The 18,570-nt window shown below is 73.4% G+C and carries 14 protein-coding genes; 4 read left to right on the top strand and 10 right to left on the bottom strand.

Annotation, left to right across the window (positions count from 1 at the left end; translation table 11 throughout):
• The first annotated feature begins 105 nt into the window (after window positions 1–105).
• Complete coding sequence (locus tag FXF51_RS60705; RefSeq protein WP_222871238.1) at window positions 106–4,275, top strand: SCO7613 C-terminal domain-containing membrane protein; 4,170 nt, start codon at window positions 106–108, stop codon at window positions 4,273–4,275.
• A gap of 18 nt (window positions 4,276–4,293) precedes the next feature.
• Here FXF51_RS60705 and FXF51_RS10840 read toward each other — a convergent pair whose 3' ends face one another.
• Window positions 4,294–4,953: a FadR/GntR family transcriptional regulator gene (locus FXF51_RS10840; protein WP_148434175.1), complete on the bottom strand. Its 660-nt coding sequence runs from the start codon at window positions 4,951–4,953 to the stop codon at window positions 4,294–4,296.
• 51 nt (window positions 4,954–5,004) lie between these two features.
• The gene (locus FXF51_RS10845; protein WP_148434176.1) at window positions 5,005–6,102 is read right to left on the bottom strand and encodes an ADP-ribosylglycohydrolase family protein; all 1,098 of its coding nucleotides are present in this window, start codon (window positions 6,100–6,102) and stop codon (window positions 5,005–5,007) included.
• A 74-nt stretch (window positions 6,103–6,176) separates the two neighbouring features.
• Here FXF51_RS10845 and FXF51_RS10850 point away from each other — a divergent pair, with 74 nt between their 5' ends.
• A complete protein-coding gene (locus tag FXF51_RS10850) occupies window positions 6,177–8,102 on the top strand; it encodes a Xaa-Pro dipeptidyl-peptidase (protein ID WP_148434177.1) in 1,926 nt (641 codons plus the stop codon).
• Window positions 8,103–8,190: 88 nt separating this feature from the next.
• On the opposite strand, the gene FXF51_RS10855 is transcribed toward FXF51_RS10850, so the two are convergent.
• From FXF51_RS10855 to FXF51_RS10880, 6 genes are all read right to left on the bottom strand, one after another.
• A complete protein-coding gene (locus tag FXF51_RS10855; RefSeq protein ID WP_148434178.1) occupies window positions 8,191–10,167 on the bottom strand; it encodes a hypothetical protein in 1,977 nt (658 codons plus the stop codon).
• 50 nt (window positions 10,168–10,217) lie between these two features.
• Window positions 10,218–11,417, bottom strand: a complete 1,200-nt coding sequence (locus FXF51_RS10860; RefSeq protein WP_148434179.1) for an FAD-dependent oxidoreductase — start codon at window positions 11,415–11,417, stop codon at window positions 10,218–10,220.
• A gap of 28 nt (window positions 11,418–11,445) precedes the next feature.
• A complete protein-coding gene (locus tag FXF51_RS10865; protein WP_148434180.1) occupies window positions 11,446–12,189 on the bottom strand; it encodes an arylmalonate decarboxylase in 744 nt (247 codons plus the stop codon).
• Between the two features lie 59 nt (window positions 12,190–12,248).
• Window positions 12,249–12,479 (bottom strand): hypothetical protein, encoded by a 231-nt coding sequence (locus FXF51_RS10870; protein WP_148434181.1) that lies wholly within the window; start codon window positions 12,477–12,479, stop codon window positions 12,249–12,251.
• Between the two features lie 8 nt (window positions 12,480–12,487).
• The gene (locus FXF51_RS10875) at window positions 12,488–13,108 is read right to left on the bottom strand and encodes a hypothetical protein (protein ID WP_148434182.1); all 621 of its coding nucleotides are present in this window, start codon (window positions 13,106–13,108) and stop codon (window positions 12,488–12,490) included.
• 185 nt (window positions 13,109–13,293) lie between these two features.
• Window positions 13,294–14,034 (bottom strand): hypothetical protein, encoded by a 741-nt coding sequence (locus FXF51_RS10880; protein ID WP_148434183.1) that lies wholly within the window; start codon window positions 14,032–14,034, stop codon window positions 13,294–13,296.
• A 226-nt stretch (window positions 14,035–14,260) separates the two neighbouring features.
• Here FXF51_RS10880 and FXF51_RS10885 point away from each other — a divergent pair, with 226 nt between their 5' ends.
• Both FXF51_RS10885 and FXF51_RS10890 read left to right on the top strand, forming a co-directional pair.
• Complete coding sequence (locus FXF51_RS10885; RefSeq protein WP_187414309.1) at window positions 14,261–15,517, top strand: helix-turn-helix domain-containing protein; 1,257 nt, start codon at window positions 14,261–14,263, stop codon at window positions 15,515–15,517.
• A gap of 173 nt (window positions 15,518–15,690) precedes the next feature.
• Complete coding sequence (locus FXF51_RS10890; RefSeq protein ID WP_262379416.1) at window positions 15,691–16,524, top strand: SAM-dependent methyltransferase; 834 nt, start codon at window positions 15,691–15,693, stop codon at window positions 16,522–16,524.
• 85 nt (window positions 16,525–16,609) lie between these two features.
• Here FXF51_RS10890 and FXF51_RS10895 read toward each other — a convergent pair whose 3' ends face one another.
• Together FXF51_RS10895 and FXF51_RS10900 are read right to left on the bottom strand one after the other, a co-directional pair.
• Window positions 16,610–17,029 carry a hypothetical protein gene (locus FXF51_RS10895; RefSeq protein ID WP_148434185.1) on the bottom strand — a complete coding sequence of 140 codons (420 nt, stop codon included), beginning with the start codon at window positions 17,027–17,029 and terminating at the stop codon, window positions 16,610–16,612.
• Window positions 17,026–18,543 carry a hypothetical protein gene (locus FXF51_RS10900; RefSeq protein WP_262379417.1) on the bottom strand — a complete coding sequence of 506 codons (1,518 nt, stop codon included), beginning with the start codon at window positions 18,541–18,543 and terminating at the stop codon, window positions 17,026–17,028. The genes FXF51_RS10895 and FXF51_RS10900 overlap by 4 nt, the downstream gene beginning before the upstream one ends.
• Between the last annotated feature and the right edge of the window lie 27 nt (window positions 18,544–18,570).

Raw genomic sequence — 18,570 nt, forward strand, 5'->3', positions numbered from 1 at the left:
GCGCCCGCCGTGCCCGCCGCGCCCGCCGCGGTCGATGTGCATCACGGGCCGGTCGTGCAGTCGGCGGGTGGGCGGGGGCCTCGGCGGGATCTGTCGCATCGGGCCGTGCAGAACGTGCTGCTCCTGCTGGGCGGCACCCTGCTGTCGATCGCGGCGGTGGTGTTCACGCTGGTGAGCTGGCAGGTCCCCGCACTGCGTGCGCTCATCCTGATCGTCTTCACGCTCGTGGTGCTGGCCGCCCCATGGCTGCTGGTACGCCGGCGGCTGGTCGCGACCGCCGAGACCGTCGCCCTGCTCGGGCTCGTACTGATCCCCCTGGACGCCGTCGCCGTCACGCAGGTCTTCACCGACGGCGGGCCCACCGGCGGGCCGGGGCCGGATCCCCTGTGGGGCTGGGCGCTGGGCGGCGCCGCGCTGAGCGTCCTGTGGGCCCTGTACGCGTGGCGGGCCCCGCTGCGGCTCCCCACCCCGGTGGCGATCGCCCTGGCCCAGACACCCTTGCCGCTGGCCGCCCTCGCCATGGGCTCCGCCACTGAACATGGGCTGGCGTGGCCGGCCGGGGCGTTGATCGTCACTGCCGCGTTCGATCTCGTCCTGTGGCGGGTGGCGCGGCGGGCCCGGCTCGCGGCCGAATACGTGACCACCGCCGCGGTCGGGTCGCTGGCCTGGGTCGGCGGGACGGGGGTGGCGGCGTTCGTGACGGTGGCGGCGGGCAGTGGCTTCACGCTCGTCGGCGTTCCCGTCATGGACCCCGGGCCTGCCGTGGTGAGCGTGGATTACGCGATGGCCCTCGTGCTGGGGGCCGCCTCGGTGGTGGCGATCCTGTGGGCGGGCGCGACGCGGGGCGGGAGCGCACGCCTGCTGATCGCCGCCTGCGCTGCTCTCGCCGCGGTGGGGGCCTGCTGTGCCGTGCCCGCCTCGATGGTGCCGCTCTCGTGGCAGGCCGCCGTCGTCGCGTGCGCGGGGCTGCTGGTGCTGGTCGCCGCGCTTCGGTTGCCTGTGGGGCTGCGGGACGGGGTGCGGGCCGGAGGCGGGCTCGTGCTGGCGGTGGCTGCCTGTTGGAAGACGCAGGCGGTGATCGCGGTGGCGGCCGGGCCGCTCGGCTGGCTCACGTCCGTGCGGGGGGAGCGGGGTGGCCGGGCGTCTGACCTGCTCGGGCCCGGGGTTCGGTGGGACGACGGTGGGGCCGTGCCTGTGGTGCTCGCGGCTGTGGCGGTGGGGGTGGTGCTGCTGCCGCCGCGGGGGGAGTTGTGGACGGCTGCGGTTCGCCGCACGCTCTGCCTGGTTCTGGGCTCCTTGGCGGTGTTCACGGCGCCGGTGGCGGCGGGGATGCCTTACGAGGTGGCGCTGGGGGTGCTCGTGGTGCTGGCAGGGGCGCTGCTGTGGCTGGCCGCTCGCCGGTCCGGCGGCACCACGCCGGTGGGCGTGCTGGTGGGTGGGTGTGCGGCGCCGTTGTGGCTCGGGGTGTATCTGGCCGCGCTGGCCATGTGCTGGGCGCTGGCCGATCGGGAGGCCGCTGTGGCGGTGGCGGCCGTGCTGCTGGGGGTGCTGGCCGGTTGTGCCGTGGCGGGCAGGCCGACGGTGGTGCAGGCCGTCGGGGGCGCCGGGGCGACGCTGGCGGCAGGGGTGCTGGTGTGGGCGTTGTTCGGGAGCGGGCTGGCGGCGGCGTCGGCGATGCTCGGGGTGCGGGCCGCCACGCTCGTGGTGACGAGGCCGTCGCGCAAGCTGGCCGCCGCCGTGGTCCGGGCCGGGAGGACGGGCGCCACCGTCGCCCTCGGGGTCCTCGACCGGCTGAGCGGGCTGGTGCGGCCGGGCGGGAGGACGGCGGCCGAGGTGGCGGCCGTGGTGGTGGCGTCGGTGGCGCTGGTGCAGTTCGCGGCAGCGCCGCTCCCCGGCGGGAATGAGGGGCTGGCGCTGCTGATGGCCGTCGGTGCGGTGCTGGCCGCGGCCTCCGCGTGGCGCAGGCCGCGAGGCGCTTGGCGGACGGTGGCGGCGGTTGAGGCGTGTCTGCTGGCCGTGCTCGCGCCGCTGCCGCTGAGCAGTGCCGTCGTGCCGGCGCTCGTCGGTCCGTACGGCTGGCTGACGCACGCGTGGGCCGGTGCGGCGGAAGGGGCGCGGGAGGCGCTCAGCCCGGCCGGGGCCTGGGAGGCGCAGCCGTTGCTGATGCCCGTGCTGGTGCTGGCCGGAGCCGCGGGTGCGCTGGCGGCCTGGGCGCGCTGGGGCAGGCAGGCCGCCGTGGGGGTGGCCGGGATCGCGTTCCCCGTGGCGGCGACGACGTTGCCGGTGGTGGCCGACCTGCCGTACTGGGCGGCGCTGGCCTTCCTCGTCGCGCTCACGGCCGCGCTCGCGCTCTGGTCGGCGGTGAACCGGACGGCGGCGGGCGGCGCGAGCCTCTGGACGGCGACGCTGGCCGTGTCCTGGTCGCTGGCCGACCGGACGGCGACCCTCGCGGTGCTGGCGGCGATCGTGGTGACCGGGCTGGTGTGCGCGATCCGGGGCAAGGGCTCGCCGGTGACCAGCGTGGCGGCCACGATCACCGGGCTGGCCGTCGGGGCGGAGAGCGTGGCCGCGGCGCTGGGCGGCGGGCTCGGCGAGCCGGACGCGGCGCTGGTGCTGCTGCTGGTGATCGTGCTGATGTCGCGGGCCGCCGCGCTGCCCGTCCTGCCCACGGCGGTGGCCGGGCCGTCGGGGGCGGCGGCGCTGGCGTTGTGGCCGGTGGCCGCGGTGCTGGCGCAGGACGGGGCGCGGTTGACGCTGGTGCTGGCCGTGGGGGCGCTGGCGCTGGCCGCTTCGGCGTGGCGGGTGAGCGATGGGGTCAGGGGGGCGGCGTACGCGCTGGCGGGTGTCGCCTGTGGGGCGGCGATCCTGCCGCATGTGCGGGTCTGGGCCGAGGTGCTGGGGTTCCCGTTCAAGGTGATCGGACATCCGTGGAGTGAGCGGTTCGGGGGGTGGGTGCCGCATCAGGAGGTGTGGGAGTCCGGGCAGCCGTCGGTTCTGACCTTCGGGTTCGAGCGGGGGGAGGCGGCGACCGCGCTCGGGGTCGGGGTGTTCGTGGTGGCCACCGTGGTGATCATGGCGCGGAGGTTGCGCGGGGCGGGGACTGCTCGGGCTGTGGCGACCGTGGTGGTGCCGTTGTGCCTCGGGGTGGTGCCTGCTGTGGCGGAGCTGGCTCATCCGTGGGTGCTGGTGTTCTACGGGGTGGTGCTGGTGGCGCTGACCGTGCAGGCGGGCGTGGGGGAGCGGGCGGGGGTGGCCGGGGTGATGGCGCTCGTGGCCGGTGGGCACGTGGTGGCCTGGTCGATGGACGTGGAGGCGTACACGCTGGTGGTTCTCGCCGGGGTTGTGGTGGTGGGGGTGGTGGCCTCGGCAGGGGCGCGGGGTGACGTCGTGCGGACGGGGGCTGCTGCTGGGGCCACCGTCGCGGCGGGTGGGCTGGCTGCGGCGGGGGCGTTGTCGGCGGGGGGGGGTGTGGCGGAGGCGGGGTTCGCGGTGCTCGGCGTCGCCGCCGTGGGGGTGCTGGTCGCCGCGGGGCTCACGACGCGGGAGCGGCGGCGCAGGGCGTCGGTCGCTGAGGAGGGTGCCGCGGGGAGGGTGGCGGTCGCGGAGGAGGGTGCCGTGGGGAGGGTGGCGGTCGGGGGTGAGGTGGCCGGGTGGGGGCTGGCCGTGGCCGGTGTGGTGCTGGCGGGCGACGATCGTGACCTGCTGGCCGCCGCCCTGGCCGTCGCCGGCGTGCTGGCCCTGGTCGTGGCCCTGCGCCCCGACCGCAGGCCCGCCTTCTGGCCCGGCCTGGCCCTGCTGCAGGTGGCGCTCTGGCTGCGGCTGGCGCTGTCCGGCGTCACGGCCCCCGAGGCGTACACCGTTCCCCTGACGGTGGCCGGGCTGGTCGCGGCGTGGCTGGCCAGGCGGCGCGACCCCAGGATCTCCTCCTGGACGGGATACGGCGCGGCGCTGGCGCTGACGTTCCTGCCCAGCGCGTACGCCGCCTGGAACGACCCCGGCCTGGCCAGGCCGCTGCTGCTGGGCGTGGCCGCGTTCGCCGCCACCCTGGCCGGGGCCAGGGCGCGGTTGCAGGCTCCGCTGATTCTCGGCGGGGCGGTGCTGGTGGTGACGGCGGCGCAGGAGTTCGCGCCCGCGGTGGCCGAGTTGGTGGACCAGGGGCCGCGCTGGTTGCCGATCGCGGTGGCGGGCGCGTTGCTGCTGTTCACCGGCGCCACGTACGAGCACAGAGTGCGTGATCTGCGCAGGATCCGCCGGTTGATCGTCAGGATGCGCTGACGATCGCAGAAGGGGCGGTCAGAGGTCGCGTTCCTGCTGGTCGAGGATGGCCACCGAGACCGCCACCGCCTTCGCCGCGTCGCCCTCCTCGATCGCCCGCAGCAACTCCTCGTGCGACCTGTCCGGAACCAGCGCCGCCTCCTCCTGATCCCTGACGCTGTCGCGCAGCGCGTCGCTCATGCTCCGGTAGAGATCACCGAGCAGCGCGTTGTGCGCCGCGTCCGCCACCATCAGGTGGAAGTCCACGTCGGCGTCGGCGAACCCGTCGAGGTCGCCGGCCCGGCCCGCCGCGTCCCTGCGGGCCAGGCTCTCGCGCATGGCGGTCAGGTCCTGCTCGGTGCGCCGGCCGGCCGCCAGCCTGGCGGCGACGAGGTCGAGGCCGCGGCGCACGTCGATGATGTCCATGGCGGCGGCCGTGTCGAGCCGCCGGCGCAGCGCGACCTTGGACTCGTCGGTCGCGGTCACGTACGTGCCGTCGCCCTGCCGGGTGTGCAGCAGGCCGGCGTGCGCCAGGACCCGCACCGCCTCCCGCACCGAGAGCCTGCTCATGCCCAGGCTCTCGGCGAGACGGCTCTCGGACGGGATCTTGGTGCCGACCGGCCACACCCCGGCGGCGATCTCGCGGCGGAGCTCGGCGATGGCGGCGTCCACGAGCGACGTCCTGGCGACGTTACGCATGCACCCATCTCCTCAACGGCTGAAGAACATCCACCTTAGACGCCGGCGCGATCAGGCGAGCTCCGCGGCGAGGCGTTCGATCGTGTCCCTGCCCTCCAGCGGGGACAGCCAGGCGGCGGGCAGCGCGGCGGTGCCGTGCAGGGCGCCCAGCAGGTTGCCGCACACCGAGCCCGTGGAGTCGCTGTCGCCCGAGTGGTTGACCGACAGCAGCAGCGCCTGCTCCACGGCGGGCTCGACCAGCGCGCAGTAGACGCCGACGGCCAGCGCCTCCTCCGCCACCCAGGCGCCGCCCAGCGACTCGACCGCCTCGGGCGAGTGCCCGCCGCCGCCCGCCAGGTGCACGGCGGCGCGCAGGGCGCCGGTGGTCTCCTCGTGGCCGGGGTAGCGTGCCAGCAGCTCCATCGCCTGGTGGACCGACGGCTCCAGCGCCTCGCCCGCCATGAGGTGCGTGATGATCGCCGCGAACGCGCCGGCCGCGAGGTAGCCGGTCGGGTGGCCGTGGGTGATCTGCGCGCAGGCCGCCGCCAGCTCGAACGCCTCCTGCGGCAGGCGGTTGACCAGCCCGAACGGGGCCGAGCGCATCACCGTGCCGCAGCCCTTGGAATCGGGGTTCACCGGGCCGGGCGCGCCCCACCCGGACGGGCCGGGGAAGGGTCGGTGCAGGCCCGACAGGCAGGCGTTGCCGGGGGCGCGGCGGGAGTACAGCCAGGGCTCCTCGCGCAGCGGGCCCGTCTGGTGGGGCAGGGTGGCCGGCGGGGGCGCCTGGTGCTGCTGGGTGTCGAGCCAGCGCAGGTAGGCCCGGCGTACGGCGTCCACCGCCCGTGCCCGGTGCGCGGTGGCCGGGGACCCGGCCCCGGCGCCGCCTTCCACCGCCTCCCGCGCGCCGCCACCCTCCTCGCCGCCCGCTCCGCTAGCGTGAGCTGCGGTGATGCGGGCGTCCAGCAGGCCTTCGACGGTGAAGAGGGTCATCTGGGTGTCGTCGGTGATCAGGCCGGTCCTGCCGCGCCAGGTCGTGACATATCCCGTGATGCCGTTCGTGCCGTGATGCTTGCGGATCTCCCGCAGCGACTGGAACTCGATGGGCGCGCCGAGCGCGTCGCCGATCGCGCCGCCGAGGAGGCAGCCCCGTACCCGATCCAACACTTCCATGTCCTGGATATTGCCACCTCTCTGGCCGTTTGAGAGATTGCGCTTGTTTCGGCCAACCGTCCCGGAGGTCACGCGTGTCACAATTACGCCCAGCCCTCTTCGCAGTCGCCCTCACCCTCGCGATGGCGACCCCTGCCCAGGCCGCCGCAGCCGCTCCTGTGATCACTGTCCAGGACGGCCGCACGCAGCCGGTTTTCTCGTACGCGGACGCCGTCCGTGAACACGTGTACGTCGAGTCGACCGTCGACAGCGATCTCGACGGCGCGCTGGACAAGGTCAGGGTGGACATCATCCGGCCCAGGGAGTCCGGCCCCTCGCTGAGGGTGCCGGTGATCATCGACGAGAGCCCGTACTACGACAATTCGGGCCGCGGCAACGAGTCGGAGCGCAAGGTCTACGACGCCGCCGGAAATGTCACGAAGTTTCCGCTCTTCTATGACAACTACTTCGTCCCGCGCGGCTACGCCGTCCTGAACGTCGACATGCTCGGCACCACCAGGTCCGACGGCTGCCCCGACGTCGGCGGCAAGGCCGACGTGCTGGGCGGCAAGGCCGTCATCGACTGGCTGAACGGCCGCGCCAAGGCCTTCAGGGCCGACGGCACCCCCGCCATGGCCGACTGGACGACCGGCAAGTCCGCCATGATCGGCAAGTCGTACGACGGCACGCTGGCCAACGCCGTCGCCGCCACGGGCGTCGAGGGGCTGAAGACCATCGTGCCCATCTCGGCGATCAGCTCCTGGTACAAGTACCAGCGCTCGAACGGCGTGATCTACAACTACGACTACGCCTCCTTCCTGGCCAACTACGTCGACACCGACCCCGAGGCCAAGTGCCAGGCCGTGCGCGCCAGGATGGACGCAGAGGACGGCGACGACACGGGCAACTACAACGCCTTCTGGGCCGAGCGCGACTACATCGGCGGCCTGCTCGCCGACGTCTCCAAGGTCAGGGCGAGCGTCTTCGTCGTGCACACGGTCAACGACCTCAACGTCAAGCCCGACAACTTCTCCACCTGGTGGAAGGCCCTGGCCGACCGGCACGTGCCGCGCAAGATCTGGGTCGGCCAGACCCAGCACGTGGACCCGTTCGACTTCGAGGGACGCCGCGACCTGTGGGTGGACACCCTGCACCGGTGGTTCGACCACTGGCTGCACGGCGTGCGCAACGGGATCACCAGCGAGCCCCGCGCCGACGTCGAGATCGGGCCGGCGCGGTGGATCACGCAGCGCGACTGGCCGGCCCCGTACGCGATCAAGGCGTCCCTGCGGCCCGCGCCCGACGGCTCGCTCGGCCTCCGTCCCGCCGCCAGGAACAGCACCGCCTCCTTCACCGACGTCGCCATGAGCGAGAACGACATGGTGGCCGACGTGGGCACGCCGAACCCCGGACGGGTGGCGTTCACCACCGGAGCGCTCCCGCTGAACCTGCGGCTGTCCGGCACGCCCACCGCCGACCTGCGGGTCAAACTCGACAAGCCCACCGCCAACCTGACGGCGCTGCTGGTGGACTTCGGCGAGGACACCCGCGTGGACTGGCGGCGCGGCCAGGGCATCACCACGCTGGCGGAGGAGGACTGCCACGGCGAGAGCACGGCGGCCGACGACGCCTGCTACCGCAAGGTGGTCACCAACGTCGCCACCCGGCCGCTGGAGATCGTCGCGCGCGGCTGGATCGACGTGCAGAACCGGCTGTCGCTCAGCCAGTCCACGCCGCTGCCCGCGGGGACGTACGGCACGGTGCGCTGGCTGACCCTGCCGCAGGACTACACGTTCAAGAAGGGGCACCGGATCGGGCTGGTGATCGCGGGCACCGACGCGACGTACACCGATGAGGCGGGGACGGGGGCCGCCGTCACCGTCGATCTGGCCAGGAGCAGCGTGAGCGTGCCGTTCGTGCTGGGGACGCCGCTGGCGGACGTGCCGAAGGACGCGGCCACGTTCCGCGGGCCCGAGCGGGTGGAGCTGCCGCAGCCCGAGCCCGAGTTCCAGTTCTTCTAGAGCGTCCCGGACGCACGACTCTTCTAGAGCGTCCCGGACGCACGACGACCCCCGCCGCACCCCGCGCGGCGGGGGACGTCCCGCAAGGTCAGCAGCGGCGCATGAGGTCGCCGTCGGTGTCCACCATCAGGATGCGGTCGTCCGCCGGCCGCCGCCCGACGGTCCAGGCCACGTTCATGGTCAGCGTCCCGGCGGCGGTCGTGACGCCGCCGGTGGCGCGGCCGTCGCCGGTGGCGCGGCCGGTCCACTGCACGGCGATCTTCCCGCGCCGCACGCCCGGCTCCAGGTCACAAGGGTCCGAGCGGACGCTGAAGCGGTTGCCGGAGACGGCGATGCCGTTGGTGCCGGAGGCCGAGACGATCTCGCACCGGCCGTCGCACGCCAGCGAGAACGTCCCGCTGCGCCCTGACCCGAGCCACGCCGACGAGGGCGACAGCCGGGCCACCGGCGGGTCGGGACGGGGCAGGCTCGCCTTGCGCGGCACGGACTCGATCGCCGACCCGGCGGCGGTCCGGGTGGTGACCTCGGCGACCCACCGCGAGGGCTCCTCCAGCAGGACGCTCGTCTGCGCGGCGGCCTTGGTGAGCGTGGCGGGGTGCGACTGGGCGTTCAGCACGGCCCAGATGAGGCCGGCCGCCAGCAGGCCCACGCCCAGGATCAGCCCGAGCCTGGCCACGGCCCTGATCGGGGTGCCCGGCTCGGGATCGTCGTCCTCGTCGGCCGGGAGCCGCCAGTACTCCTGCCACTGCACGGCGTCCCCGTTGGCCGGTTGCTCCAGGGCGGACAGGGTGATGCCGCCGTAGCGGATGACCGCGCCCTCGTGGTGGGTGCCGTTGCTCTCGCCCTTGGTGGCGGCGGTGAAGACGAGCTTGTCGCCGTACGCGCCGCCGCGGAAGGGCCGCGTACGGCTCGGCGGCGTGAACGGATGCCGCCCACGAACGGCAGGCGCACCCGGATGCCCGAGCCCGCCACCGGGCCGCTCCACCTCGCCACCGGGCTGCTCCGCAGGACGGTCATGCTCGCCGGGCCGTTCCAGCGCCGCGGCCGGACGGTCGCCAGGCTGCCCCGGAGCCACGCCCGGACGGTCGCCGGGCCGGCCCGGCACCGCGTCCGGGCGGTCGCTGCGCTGGCTCGGAACCGCGTATGGGCGGTGGCCCGGCGTCGCGGCCGGGCGGTCGGGGCCAGCGGGGTGCTCCTGGTCGGCGGCAGCCGCGCCCGCCGCCGACCAGGGCTTTCCCGGGGTCGCCGTCGTGGGGCCGGCGACCGGGGCGGGCGGCGTGACATCGGCGGCCGGAGGAGCCGGCGACGAGGAGCCGGTCTCCACCAGCGTGCGGGCCTGCACAGGAAAGCCGTCGGCCCGCCAGAGTGGCCCCTCGCCGGGCAACGGCTGCGCCGACGCCAGCCGGTTGGGAAGTGTGCCGGGCAGTGCCGCGATGGGCAGGCGGCGCAGCAGCGCGCCCGCCGTCATGGTCCTGGGCGCGGCCCGGCAGGTCGCGCAGGACTGGATGTGCCGGCCGATCCTGGCCCTGGCCCGCCGTCCGGGGGCGGCGACCCATTCGGCCGTGCGGGCGGTCAGGTCGGGGCAGCCGTCGCGGGAGCGGGCGGCGATGATCGCGGCGAACCAGGCCTCCAGGCCCTCCGCGGCCCGCGTCACGATGGCGCGCACCTCGGGCTCGGGCAGCTCGAAGATCGCGGACAGCTCGCGGTCGGCCAGCCCGTGCCGTACGGACAGGTCGAGCAGCTCCCGCTGCGGCCGTTCCAGGGACAGCAGCGCCTCGGGCAGCAGCTCCGACATGCGGCCGGGCCGCGACCACGAGCCGATGCTCGCGGGCTTGGCGACGACCGCCCGATGGGCTCGGGCCACCGCGTACAGCCAGGGCCGGCGCAGGGCCGGATCCACCACGCGATCCGCGTACAGGTGCACCGTCATCGCCGCGCCGGCGACGGCCTGCTCGGCGTCGCCCGCCGCGAGCTCGGTGCGGCAGTAGTCGTAGAGGCGGGCTCCGTGCTTGTCGCACAGGTCACGAATGGCCTGGCGCGCGTCGTCGGACAGGGTTCGCCACATCCGGTGTCACCTCCTCCAAGTCGGTACGCGGTCACGTGTGGGTCGTGGTGCTAGGTCCTCCCGGCAGAGTCGGCGGCGCTCGCGGTCCTGGGAGTGCTCGGCGTGTCCAGCAGAGACGCCTGGGCCAGGTAGGCCCGGGTGGCGTCCGGGTCGCCGGCGATGGCCCGCAGCCCCGCCATGGCCGCCGCCAGCCGGGCGCTGTCGCGTTCACGCACCCCGGCCAGCCGCGTCTCGCCGCGCGGGATCACCCGTTGCAGCAGCACCGAGCGGCGCCGCCAGGCCCACGCCTCCAGCGCGGCGGGCCGGGCGTGGCCGCCGAGCACGGCCGCGAGCACCTGGCCTGCCTCGGCCGCGTCGTGGATGCCCGCGTTCATGTTCAGCCCGCCGACGGTGGACGTCAGGTGGGCGGCGTCGCCCACGAACAGCACCCGCCCGCACCGGTACGACGTCAGCACCCCTCTCGACAGCCCGAACCGGTCGGCGCCGGTGATCCTGACCGGCTCGGAGGTCCCCGGCAGGGCCCTGCGGACCAGCAGGGACAGGTTCGAAGGGGACAGCGGCTCGTGCGTGTCGCAGGGGATCTTGAAGATGATCCGCCAGTGGTCGGGCAGCGCGAGCAGGGTGCACGACTGCTGCACGTCCCGCACGTACGTCAGCGGCGCCACGCTCGGCAGCAGCCGGTCGAGCGGCGAGTCGGTGAACACCCGCAACGCCTGCGCGGGGCAGGTGGACCGGGGGAACGGCAGCCCGAGCGAGCCGCGCACGGTGCTGTGCGCGCCGTCGGCGGCGATCATGTACCGGGCCCGCGTCCAGGTGTGGCCGACGCGGACCCGGATCCCTGTGCCGCCCTCCGCGACGCCGTCCACGTGGGTGCCGAACCGCACGTCCACGTCCGGGTAGACGTTCAGGGCGGCGAGCAGCAGCGGGGTCAGAGAGGCCTGGTCGGCGTGGATCCTGAACGGGTGCTTGGTCAGGCCGTCGAGCCGGTTCATGCCCATCTCGGCCAGCACGATGCCCGACCGGTCGCGCCACTGCACCCGGTCCACCACCCGGCCGGCGCCGACCAGCCTGGTGGCCACGCCGAGGTCGTGCAGCAGGTCGAGGGTGGCGGGGTGGAAGGTGCAGGCGCGCGCCTGCCGGGGCAGCTCGTTCTCGCGCTCCAGCACGGTGACCGGGATCCCGGCCCTGGCCAGGCAGAGCGCGGCCGTCAGTCCGGCGGGCCCGGCGCCGACGACGATCACGCCGTTCATGGCCTGCCTCCCCTGACGCCGACGCCGTTCATGGCCTGCCTCCCACGCGGGCCGCGGCCGCCATGTGGCGGCGGTACGGCACGCGGCTGAGCGTCACGTGCCGGCCGACGGCCTTGGACAGGGCCCACCAGGCCACGCAGAGGTTCGAGGTGAGCAGAGTGCGGTCGTTGCCGCTGGTCAGCGGGCGTAGCACGGGCAGCGTGGGCAGCCCGGTGCCGGTGAAGAGCAGCACGGCGTCGCCGGGCAGCTCCGCCACCTCGACCTGGTCGATCAGCGAGGCTGGCGTGTGCCCGTAGGGCGAGTACCCGTCGGGCGCGCGTACCTGGACGACCTGGGTGACGTTCAGCCCGGACGTCTTCCAGAACCGCTCGGCCAGGTCCGTCACCCACGGCTGGTACGGCGAGACCAGCACGATGTCGCTCACCATCACGTGCTCCAGCGCCTCGCGCGTGGCCTGCGTGGCGGTGGCGAACGGCACCCCGGTGGCGGCCGTCAGCTCGGCGCACTGCTCGCGGTCCTCCTCGGGGCCGAGCAGGTAGCGGGGCTCGCTGCAGGCCATGACCATCGCGTCCAGCCGCAGGCCGTCGAACGCGCCGATCATGGCGGGCACGGCCGCGTTGTAGCTCTCCAGCCGGTCGAGCAGGGACGGCCCCGGCCGCGCGGGAAGGCGGGCGACGTGCATGTCGGCCCGCGAGCCGAGCAGCCTGGTCAGCTCCGGCTCCGCTGACGGGTTCGCGGGCGCCACGAGCACGCCGATTCTGCGGCGGCTCATCGTGTGCCCCGGACGGTGCGCATGGTTCGTGTCCTCCTGTGCGGGAAGGCGAGAGTGAGTCAGTGGGCGGGGTGCCGCAGCATTTCGTCGATCTCGGTGATGGCTTCTACGGACACCTGCCGGATGCGGCGCAGCCGGTGCACGGTGCGCGCCGATCCCGCCGCCTGTTCCTCGCCCCGTGGTTCCTCGCCTCGTGGTTCCCCGCCCCAGGACGGTGGCGGCGCGCCGGGCCTGATGCCCCGCGCGTGAACTTCGTGTGGTTGTGACCTGCGCGACTCGTCGGTGAGCATGATCACTCCTATGTGCAGCGGGTGGTTACTCGGGGTGGTTCTTCAAGGCGGGCCGGTCGTCGCCCGGCCGTGCCGTGTACCCGTTCGAGAGCTGCGCGCGGCCCGGCGAGGGGCCGGCGGCGCGTCGCCGCCGGCCCCTCCTGTGCCGCGCGTCGGGATCGAGGTCCGATCTGACGTTCCGACGCCCCGGCGACCCGCACCAGCGCCGTGGCGGCGAGCAGAACGGTGGCCGGCAGGACGGCCATGGGCACGCAGGCGTGCCCGGGTGCCGGCCTTCGCCGGCCGATCGGCACCGTGGCGCCCGTCACGGCGATCGTTCCACCCGGTGTCGCTGCCGTACCGATGGTGCCGTCCAGGCCGCAATCACCGGCGTGGACGACCCTGCGGAGCCCGACGCGGCGGACGACCGTGGAGCCGCCCGGCCGCGGGTCGGCGGCTCCCGAGGAGCCGCTCAGCCGCCGCGGGTCGCGGGTACGCCGCCGCCACGTGTTCAGCGGCAGGGCGGCGGACGTGTCCGCGCGACCCGGCGGACGGTAAGAAAGCCAGCCCCAGGCGCCACCCTCCGAGACGGCCAGCACGCCAGCCGCTACCGCGCTGGCCGACAGCACCGCGCCGACTGAGTCGGGCACGTGCCGCACGGTGCCGGGGGGGTGGGGAAGCGCCGGGGCCAGCGCTGGGAGCGCTGCCACGCGGGCCGCGTACGGATCGCGCCCGCCGCGAGCGGCAGGCGGCCGTGCGCCGCCGGGTGGCAGCGGTGGCCGGGACGCGGACGGGATGACCGCCGTCGCGCCTCGGCCGGTGGGGGTGAGGAGTCTCATCGAGCCGTCACCGCGCTTCCGGTGACGCCGCTTTCGGTGACGTCGCTCTCGGCCACGTTCGGCACGCTGACGCAGACCATGCGCTCCGTCAGCCCGGCTCTCGGGCCGGCCGTCCGCGTACGGGCCGGTCCCGCACCGCCGGCCACCATGCGCGCGACCTTGGAGGCGAGCGCGAGATGCTCGCCGCAGCGCCGGCCCACCTTGGCCTCCAGGCCGGCCACCTGGGCCAGCCGCAGCCTGATGGGCTCCAGCGACGAGCGCCGTTCGAGTCCGTCGAGGTCGGCCAGTCTGGCCGGCCAGCGCAGCTCCCCGGCGCAGTGGGCCTCGACCTCGACGGGCAGCTCCGCGGCCGGCGATCCCTCGTGCCGCAGCCGGGTGGCGACCATGACGGCGATGAACGCCGTCCTGTCGAAGTCGGCCAGCCGTCCCGTGAGGGCCGCGCCGAGCATCCTGACGCGGTGACTCAGGCAGACCGCACTCCACCCGAGCAACAGCAGCCGGTCGGGGCCCGTCTCGGTGTGCCAGCCCGCCAGCCGCAGCTCGCGGGCCATCCGGTGGTGGAAGCGCCAGCGGTGATCCGGGTCGTCGAGCCAGACCTGGACGCCACCGAGCGGCAGGCTCGCGACGTGCACGCCCGGCCCGGCCACCGGTCCCGCGACGCGGGCGCAGATGCGCTGGACCACCGGCTCCTGACCAGGGACGGCCGGGCCGTCCAGGAAGGTCGAATCCATGGTCACGTCCGGCCACCTCCTCGCAGGGGGATCTCTCCAGAACCCCTGGGGCCTGTTAAGCCCCAGTTACCACGTGCTCCGATAGTCTGCTTCTGTAGGGGGCTATGTCAACTGACAGTTTGCGCATAAGTTGATACCTGCCTGCGTGGCAGAGCTTGCCCGCATGGCAGGGGACAGTGGGGCTCGCGTCCCTTACGCTGGACCATGTTCACGGGCGGCTAGGAGGTGTGCCGTGGCGAACTTCGCCGAGCGGCTCGATCTCGCGCTGACCAAGCGCGGCTTCACCGGCGCGCAGGTCGCCTCCGCCCTGACGGAGGCCGGCATCCCGATCACCCGTGCCTACGTCAGCCAGTTGCGCACCGGCAAGCAGACCAACCCCACGCTCCAGGTGCTCAGGGCGCTGGCGGCCTGCCTCCAGGTGAGCGTCGGCTGGCTGGTCGGCGACGACTACCTCGAGTCCGGTTCGGTGGAGGACCTGCAACTGCGCGCGGCCACCATCGGCCTGTCCGCCTCCGGGCTGTCGGAGGGCTCGCTGGCCGTGCTGCGCGGCGTGGTCGAGCTGGCCCGCAAGGCCGAGGGGCTGCCCGAGGAGCCGGAGCCGACCTCCGACATCCCCGAGGCGGTCGCGCCGCTGAGCGGCCCGCAGCGCCGGGCGCTGGGCAAGCGCCTGCACGGCCTGCGGCTGTCTGCGCAGCTCTCCGTCGAGCAGGTGGAGACCGCGATCGGCAGGGGCGCGGCGGCCATCCCCGCCATCGAGGAGGGCCGCATCGCGCCGCCGCCCATCACCGTCGAGCGCCTGCTGACCGTCTACGGCGTCTGCGTCGCCCCCATCCGCGAGTACGTGCTCTCGCTGGCCAGGGGCGAGCGCGAGGCCGCCTGGTACGACGCGCAGTCCGTGCCCGTCTGGCTCGCCACCGGCTACGCCCTGGAGGGGCGCGCCACGGTGATCCGCACGTACCACAACCAGTTCGTCCCGCCGCTGCTGCAGACCGAGGAGTACGCCAGGGCCGCCATCACCGTGGCCGGGCCCGCGACGCTGGGGCAGCAGACGGTGGAGGAGGCGCTCGCGCTGGTGCTGGCCCGCCAGGAGGCGGTGCCCCGCGACAACGGCGTGGTGCTGTGGGCGGTGGTCGACGAGAGCGTGCTGACGCGCTCGATCGTCGGCCGGCACGTCCAGCTCCGCCAGCTCGACGTGCTGATCGAGCACGCCAAGCGGCCCAACGTCTCGCTGCACGTGGTGCCGATGGAGGATCCGGCGTACGTGCCGCGCACCGGCCCGTTCACCCTCTGGCGCTTCGCCGAGGCCTTCGAGCCCGACATCGCCGCCGCCCATGGCATCGAGTCCGACGCGCTGATCACCGACTCCGCCGCCGTGGAGGCCTTCCACCAGGCGTTCACGAAGCTGTCGGTGACGACGACCACCCGCGACGAGACCTTCGAGATGCTGAATTACCATCGCGAACGACTTTCGCGTTCTCTGGGCATCTGATCAGTCCAGACCATTCGTACCAACCATTGGTAACGTAGGTATATCCATAATCAATGGCTTTTGCGGTTGTCTTTGGCCGTGGGGCGAGGATCATATGGTCTGGGTCATCGAGTGGGGTCCGAAAGGATCAGCTTTTCCCGAGATAGTGGGCGAGGGGAAAGGGGTAACACTCAATGCGTCAGCGTGCCATCCGAAACCTGGCGAAGCTGGAGATGACCCACGCACGGCTCACTCGCATTCTCGACGCGGCCGCGGGTGGGAAGAACAACTTCGTGGCGGACCGGGATGTCATACGCCGTTATGATCAGGCCGCGCCCATCACGACGACGGCCGCCAGGGCCGTGCTTGAATATTTACGCCGCGTGGTCCGTCATCTGGCGAATGAGGGCGTGGACCAGTTCGTGATCGTCGGGAGTGGTGTCCCGAGTGGCCTGCCGCCGGGCAGGCAGTTGCACGACGTGGCGGCAGACGCCCTGCGCGTCTCGGTGCCGCGCGTGGTCTACGTGGAGAACGACCCTATGGTGCTGGCCGGCGCGAGGGCGACCATCGAGCCCGTCACCGATCTCGTCCGCGTCGTAGAGGGCGACGTGCGCGAGATCGACGACATCCTCGACGACCGGGTGCTGCAGACGTTCCTCGACTGGGACCGGCCGATGGCCGTGTTGCTGCTGTCCACCCACAGCCTGAACGACGACGAGTACTTCCATTACGTGATCAAGCGCATTCGGCAGGTGGTCCCCGAGAGGAGTTACCTGTCGGTGCTGCAGACCACGTTCGACGCCATTCCGGCGGAGTTGTTGCCGGCCATTCACGACCTGCTGGCGATGACACTGCCGGGACACGCGATACGCACGCGGGAGGAGGTGGAGGCGTTGCTCGAAGGTCTCGTGCTGGTCGATCCGGGATTGGTGTGGATTCCGGAATGGCGGCCCGACGACCACGACACCGCCTGTGCGGATCAGCCCAGCGCGTCGGGCAATTACGGCGCCGTGGCCCGCATTCCCTGACGCCTGCCGACGCCTGCGGTCGCGGGCCCGGCCGGGTCGTCACCGGCCGGTCCCTTGGCCGCCCTTCACGGAAGACGGCCGTCACTCACAGGAGGCGGCCGCCCCTTAGCCGCCACTGCACGAACAGCACCCGCATGGGTCCGTTCACGAACAGCCATTGACCGAGCCAGACGACCCCGAACATCACGCAGAACGCCCAGAACGACACCGGCCCGCCGACCCCCGGCACCAGGCCGGCATCGAGCAGCAGCCACATGAGCAGCCCTTCCGGCACGGCCGTGAGCAGCCCGAACAGCGTCGGCCAGTCCTTGTCCCAGCGGAACTGCATCAGCAGGTGGTACAGCAGCTCCCAGCCGGCGCCGACGACGGCGACGGCCAGCAGCACCAGGAACGCGTCCCCGAAGGACATCGGCAGCACGAGCGCGAGCAGCGCCGTCAACACCACGCCCACCGTGGCCAGCACGAACAGCCGGGTCTGCAACCGCCCGGCCAGCGTCGGGATCAAGCCGGTCTCCTGTTCGCCGCCCATCTGACCCACTGGGACACCGACCTGACCGGCCCCAGCCCCTTGCAGAAGCCGCGCCTGGCCAGGTCGTCGGCGATGTCGAGAGCCGCGGTCTGCATGCCGAGGAAGCTGTCCACCGCCAGGAAGTGGTTGCCCGCGGTCGCCGCGCCCGAGGCGTACAGCCTGCCGTCGCCGTTCTCCGCGCCCAGCACCTCGAAGCTCTGCCCGACCTGCAGCCTGCCCGCTCTGTTGGGGCGGGCGCCGCCGTGCTGGAGCAGGTCGGCCAGCACCCGGTGCTCCGGCATGTCGGCCTCCAGACCGGTGCAGTCGATGATGAAGTCGGAGACGTACTGCATGGGCGCCGCGCTGGCGCTGCGGGTGTGGGTGACCAGCCGGCCGTCGGGCGTCAGGTCGATGCGCTCCACCTCGGCGTGCGCCGGGTGGTACCAGCTTCCCCGCCTGGCCCTGCCGAGCTGCTCCTGCCAGCGGGCCAGCTTCGGCGTGGTGGTGCCCGCCACCAGCGCCGCCAGCCTGGCCCGCCGCTCCGGCGTCGCCTTGCGGAACTGCGCCTTGAGCTGGCCGCCGAACGCCGACTTGGGCATCGTGAACGCCTGGTACGCCCACCCGTCGCCGCCCTTGCGCCGCATGAACGCGTGCGGCCCGTGCGAGCTCGTCACGTACGTGCGGAACAGGTGCACGATCGTCGTCTGCAGGCCGTACCGCTCCCTGTCGTCCATGAGGCGCTGCAGCACCCGCGAGGCCACGATGCCCGCACCCCGCACCACCACCACGCCCGGCCGCTTCCTGAGCTGGTCGTAGACGTGCTCGTGCGGCTCGTAAGCGTTCACCACCCGATGGCGCTCGCCCCGCCGCTGCCGGAACTCCTGGAGGTCGTCGAGGAACTTCAGCCCCGGATACCCGACGGCCAGGTGCACGTACCGCGAGCGCAGCGCCACCCGCTTGGTCGGCCCGCTGCCCGCCGGCGGCGTCAGCACGGTGAAGTAGCCGCCGCCCAGCCGCTTCCTGACCATGCGGACCTGCCCCTTGGCCAGCATCTCCCAGTAGCCGATGCGCTCGGCCTCGCGCTGCACGCTCCGCATCACCAGCGCGGCGGGCGGGCTGTAGAAGTCGGCGGCGATCGGCTCGGTGAGCACCTGGAGCAGCGGCTCCATGGAGCGCTCCTGCCAGGCCTCCTGCAGCGCGTACGACGGGAAGCCCCAGATGTTGTCGGGCCGCGCCCCCGAGTCGGAGCGGATGCGCTCGTGCGCCGGGAGCTGCGAGACCCGTGTCAGGTACTCCCACGTCTGCCAGGGCGAGTCGCTGGTCGACAGCACCCGCATGTCGGCGGTGGCCACGCCGCGGATGCGCAGCACGTCAAGCAGCGTGAAGGAGCCGATGCCGCCGCCCACCGACACCAGCGGCATGTCATAGAGGGGAATGCCGGCCGCCTCCACCAGCCCGTCGGCCCAGACGGAGGAGTGCAGCAACTCCGGCGTCAGATCTCCCCAAGCCACGAAAGTTAAAGGTAGCGCAAAAGAGAT

Origin of the sequence: Nonomuraea sp. PA05 (assembly GCF_008086045.1) — a bacterium.
Classification (GTDB): Bacteria; Actinomycetota; Actinomycetes; order Streptosporangiales; family Streptosporangiaceae; genus Nonomuraea; species Nonomuraea monospora.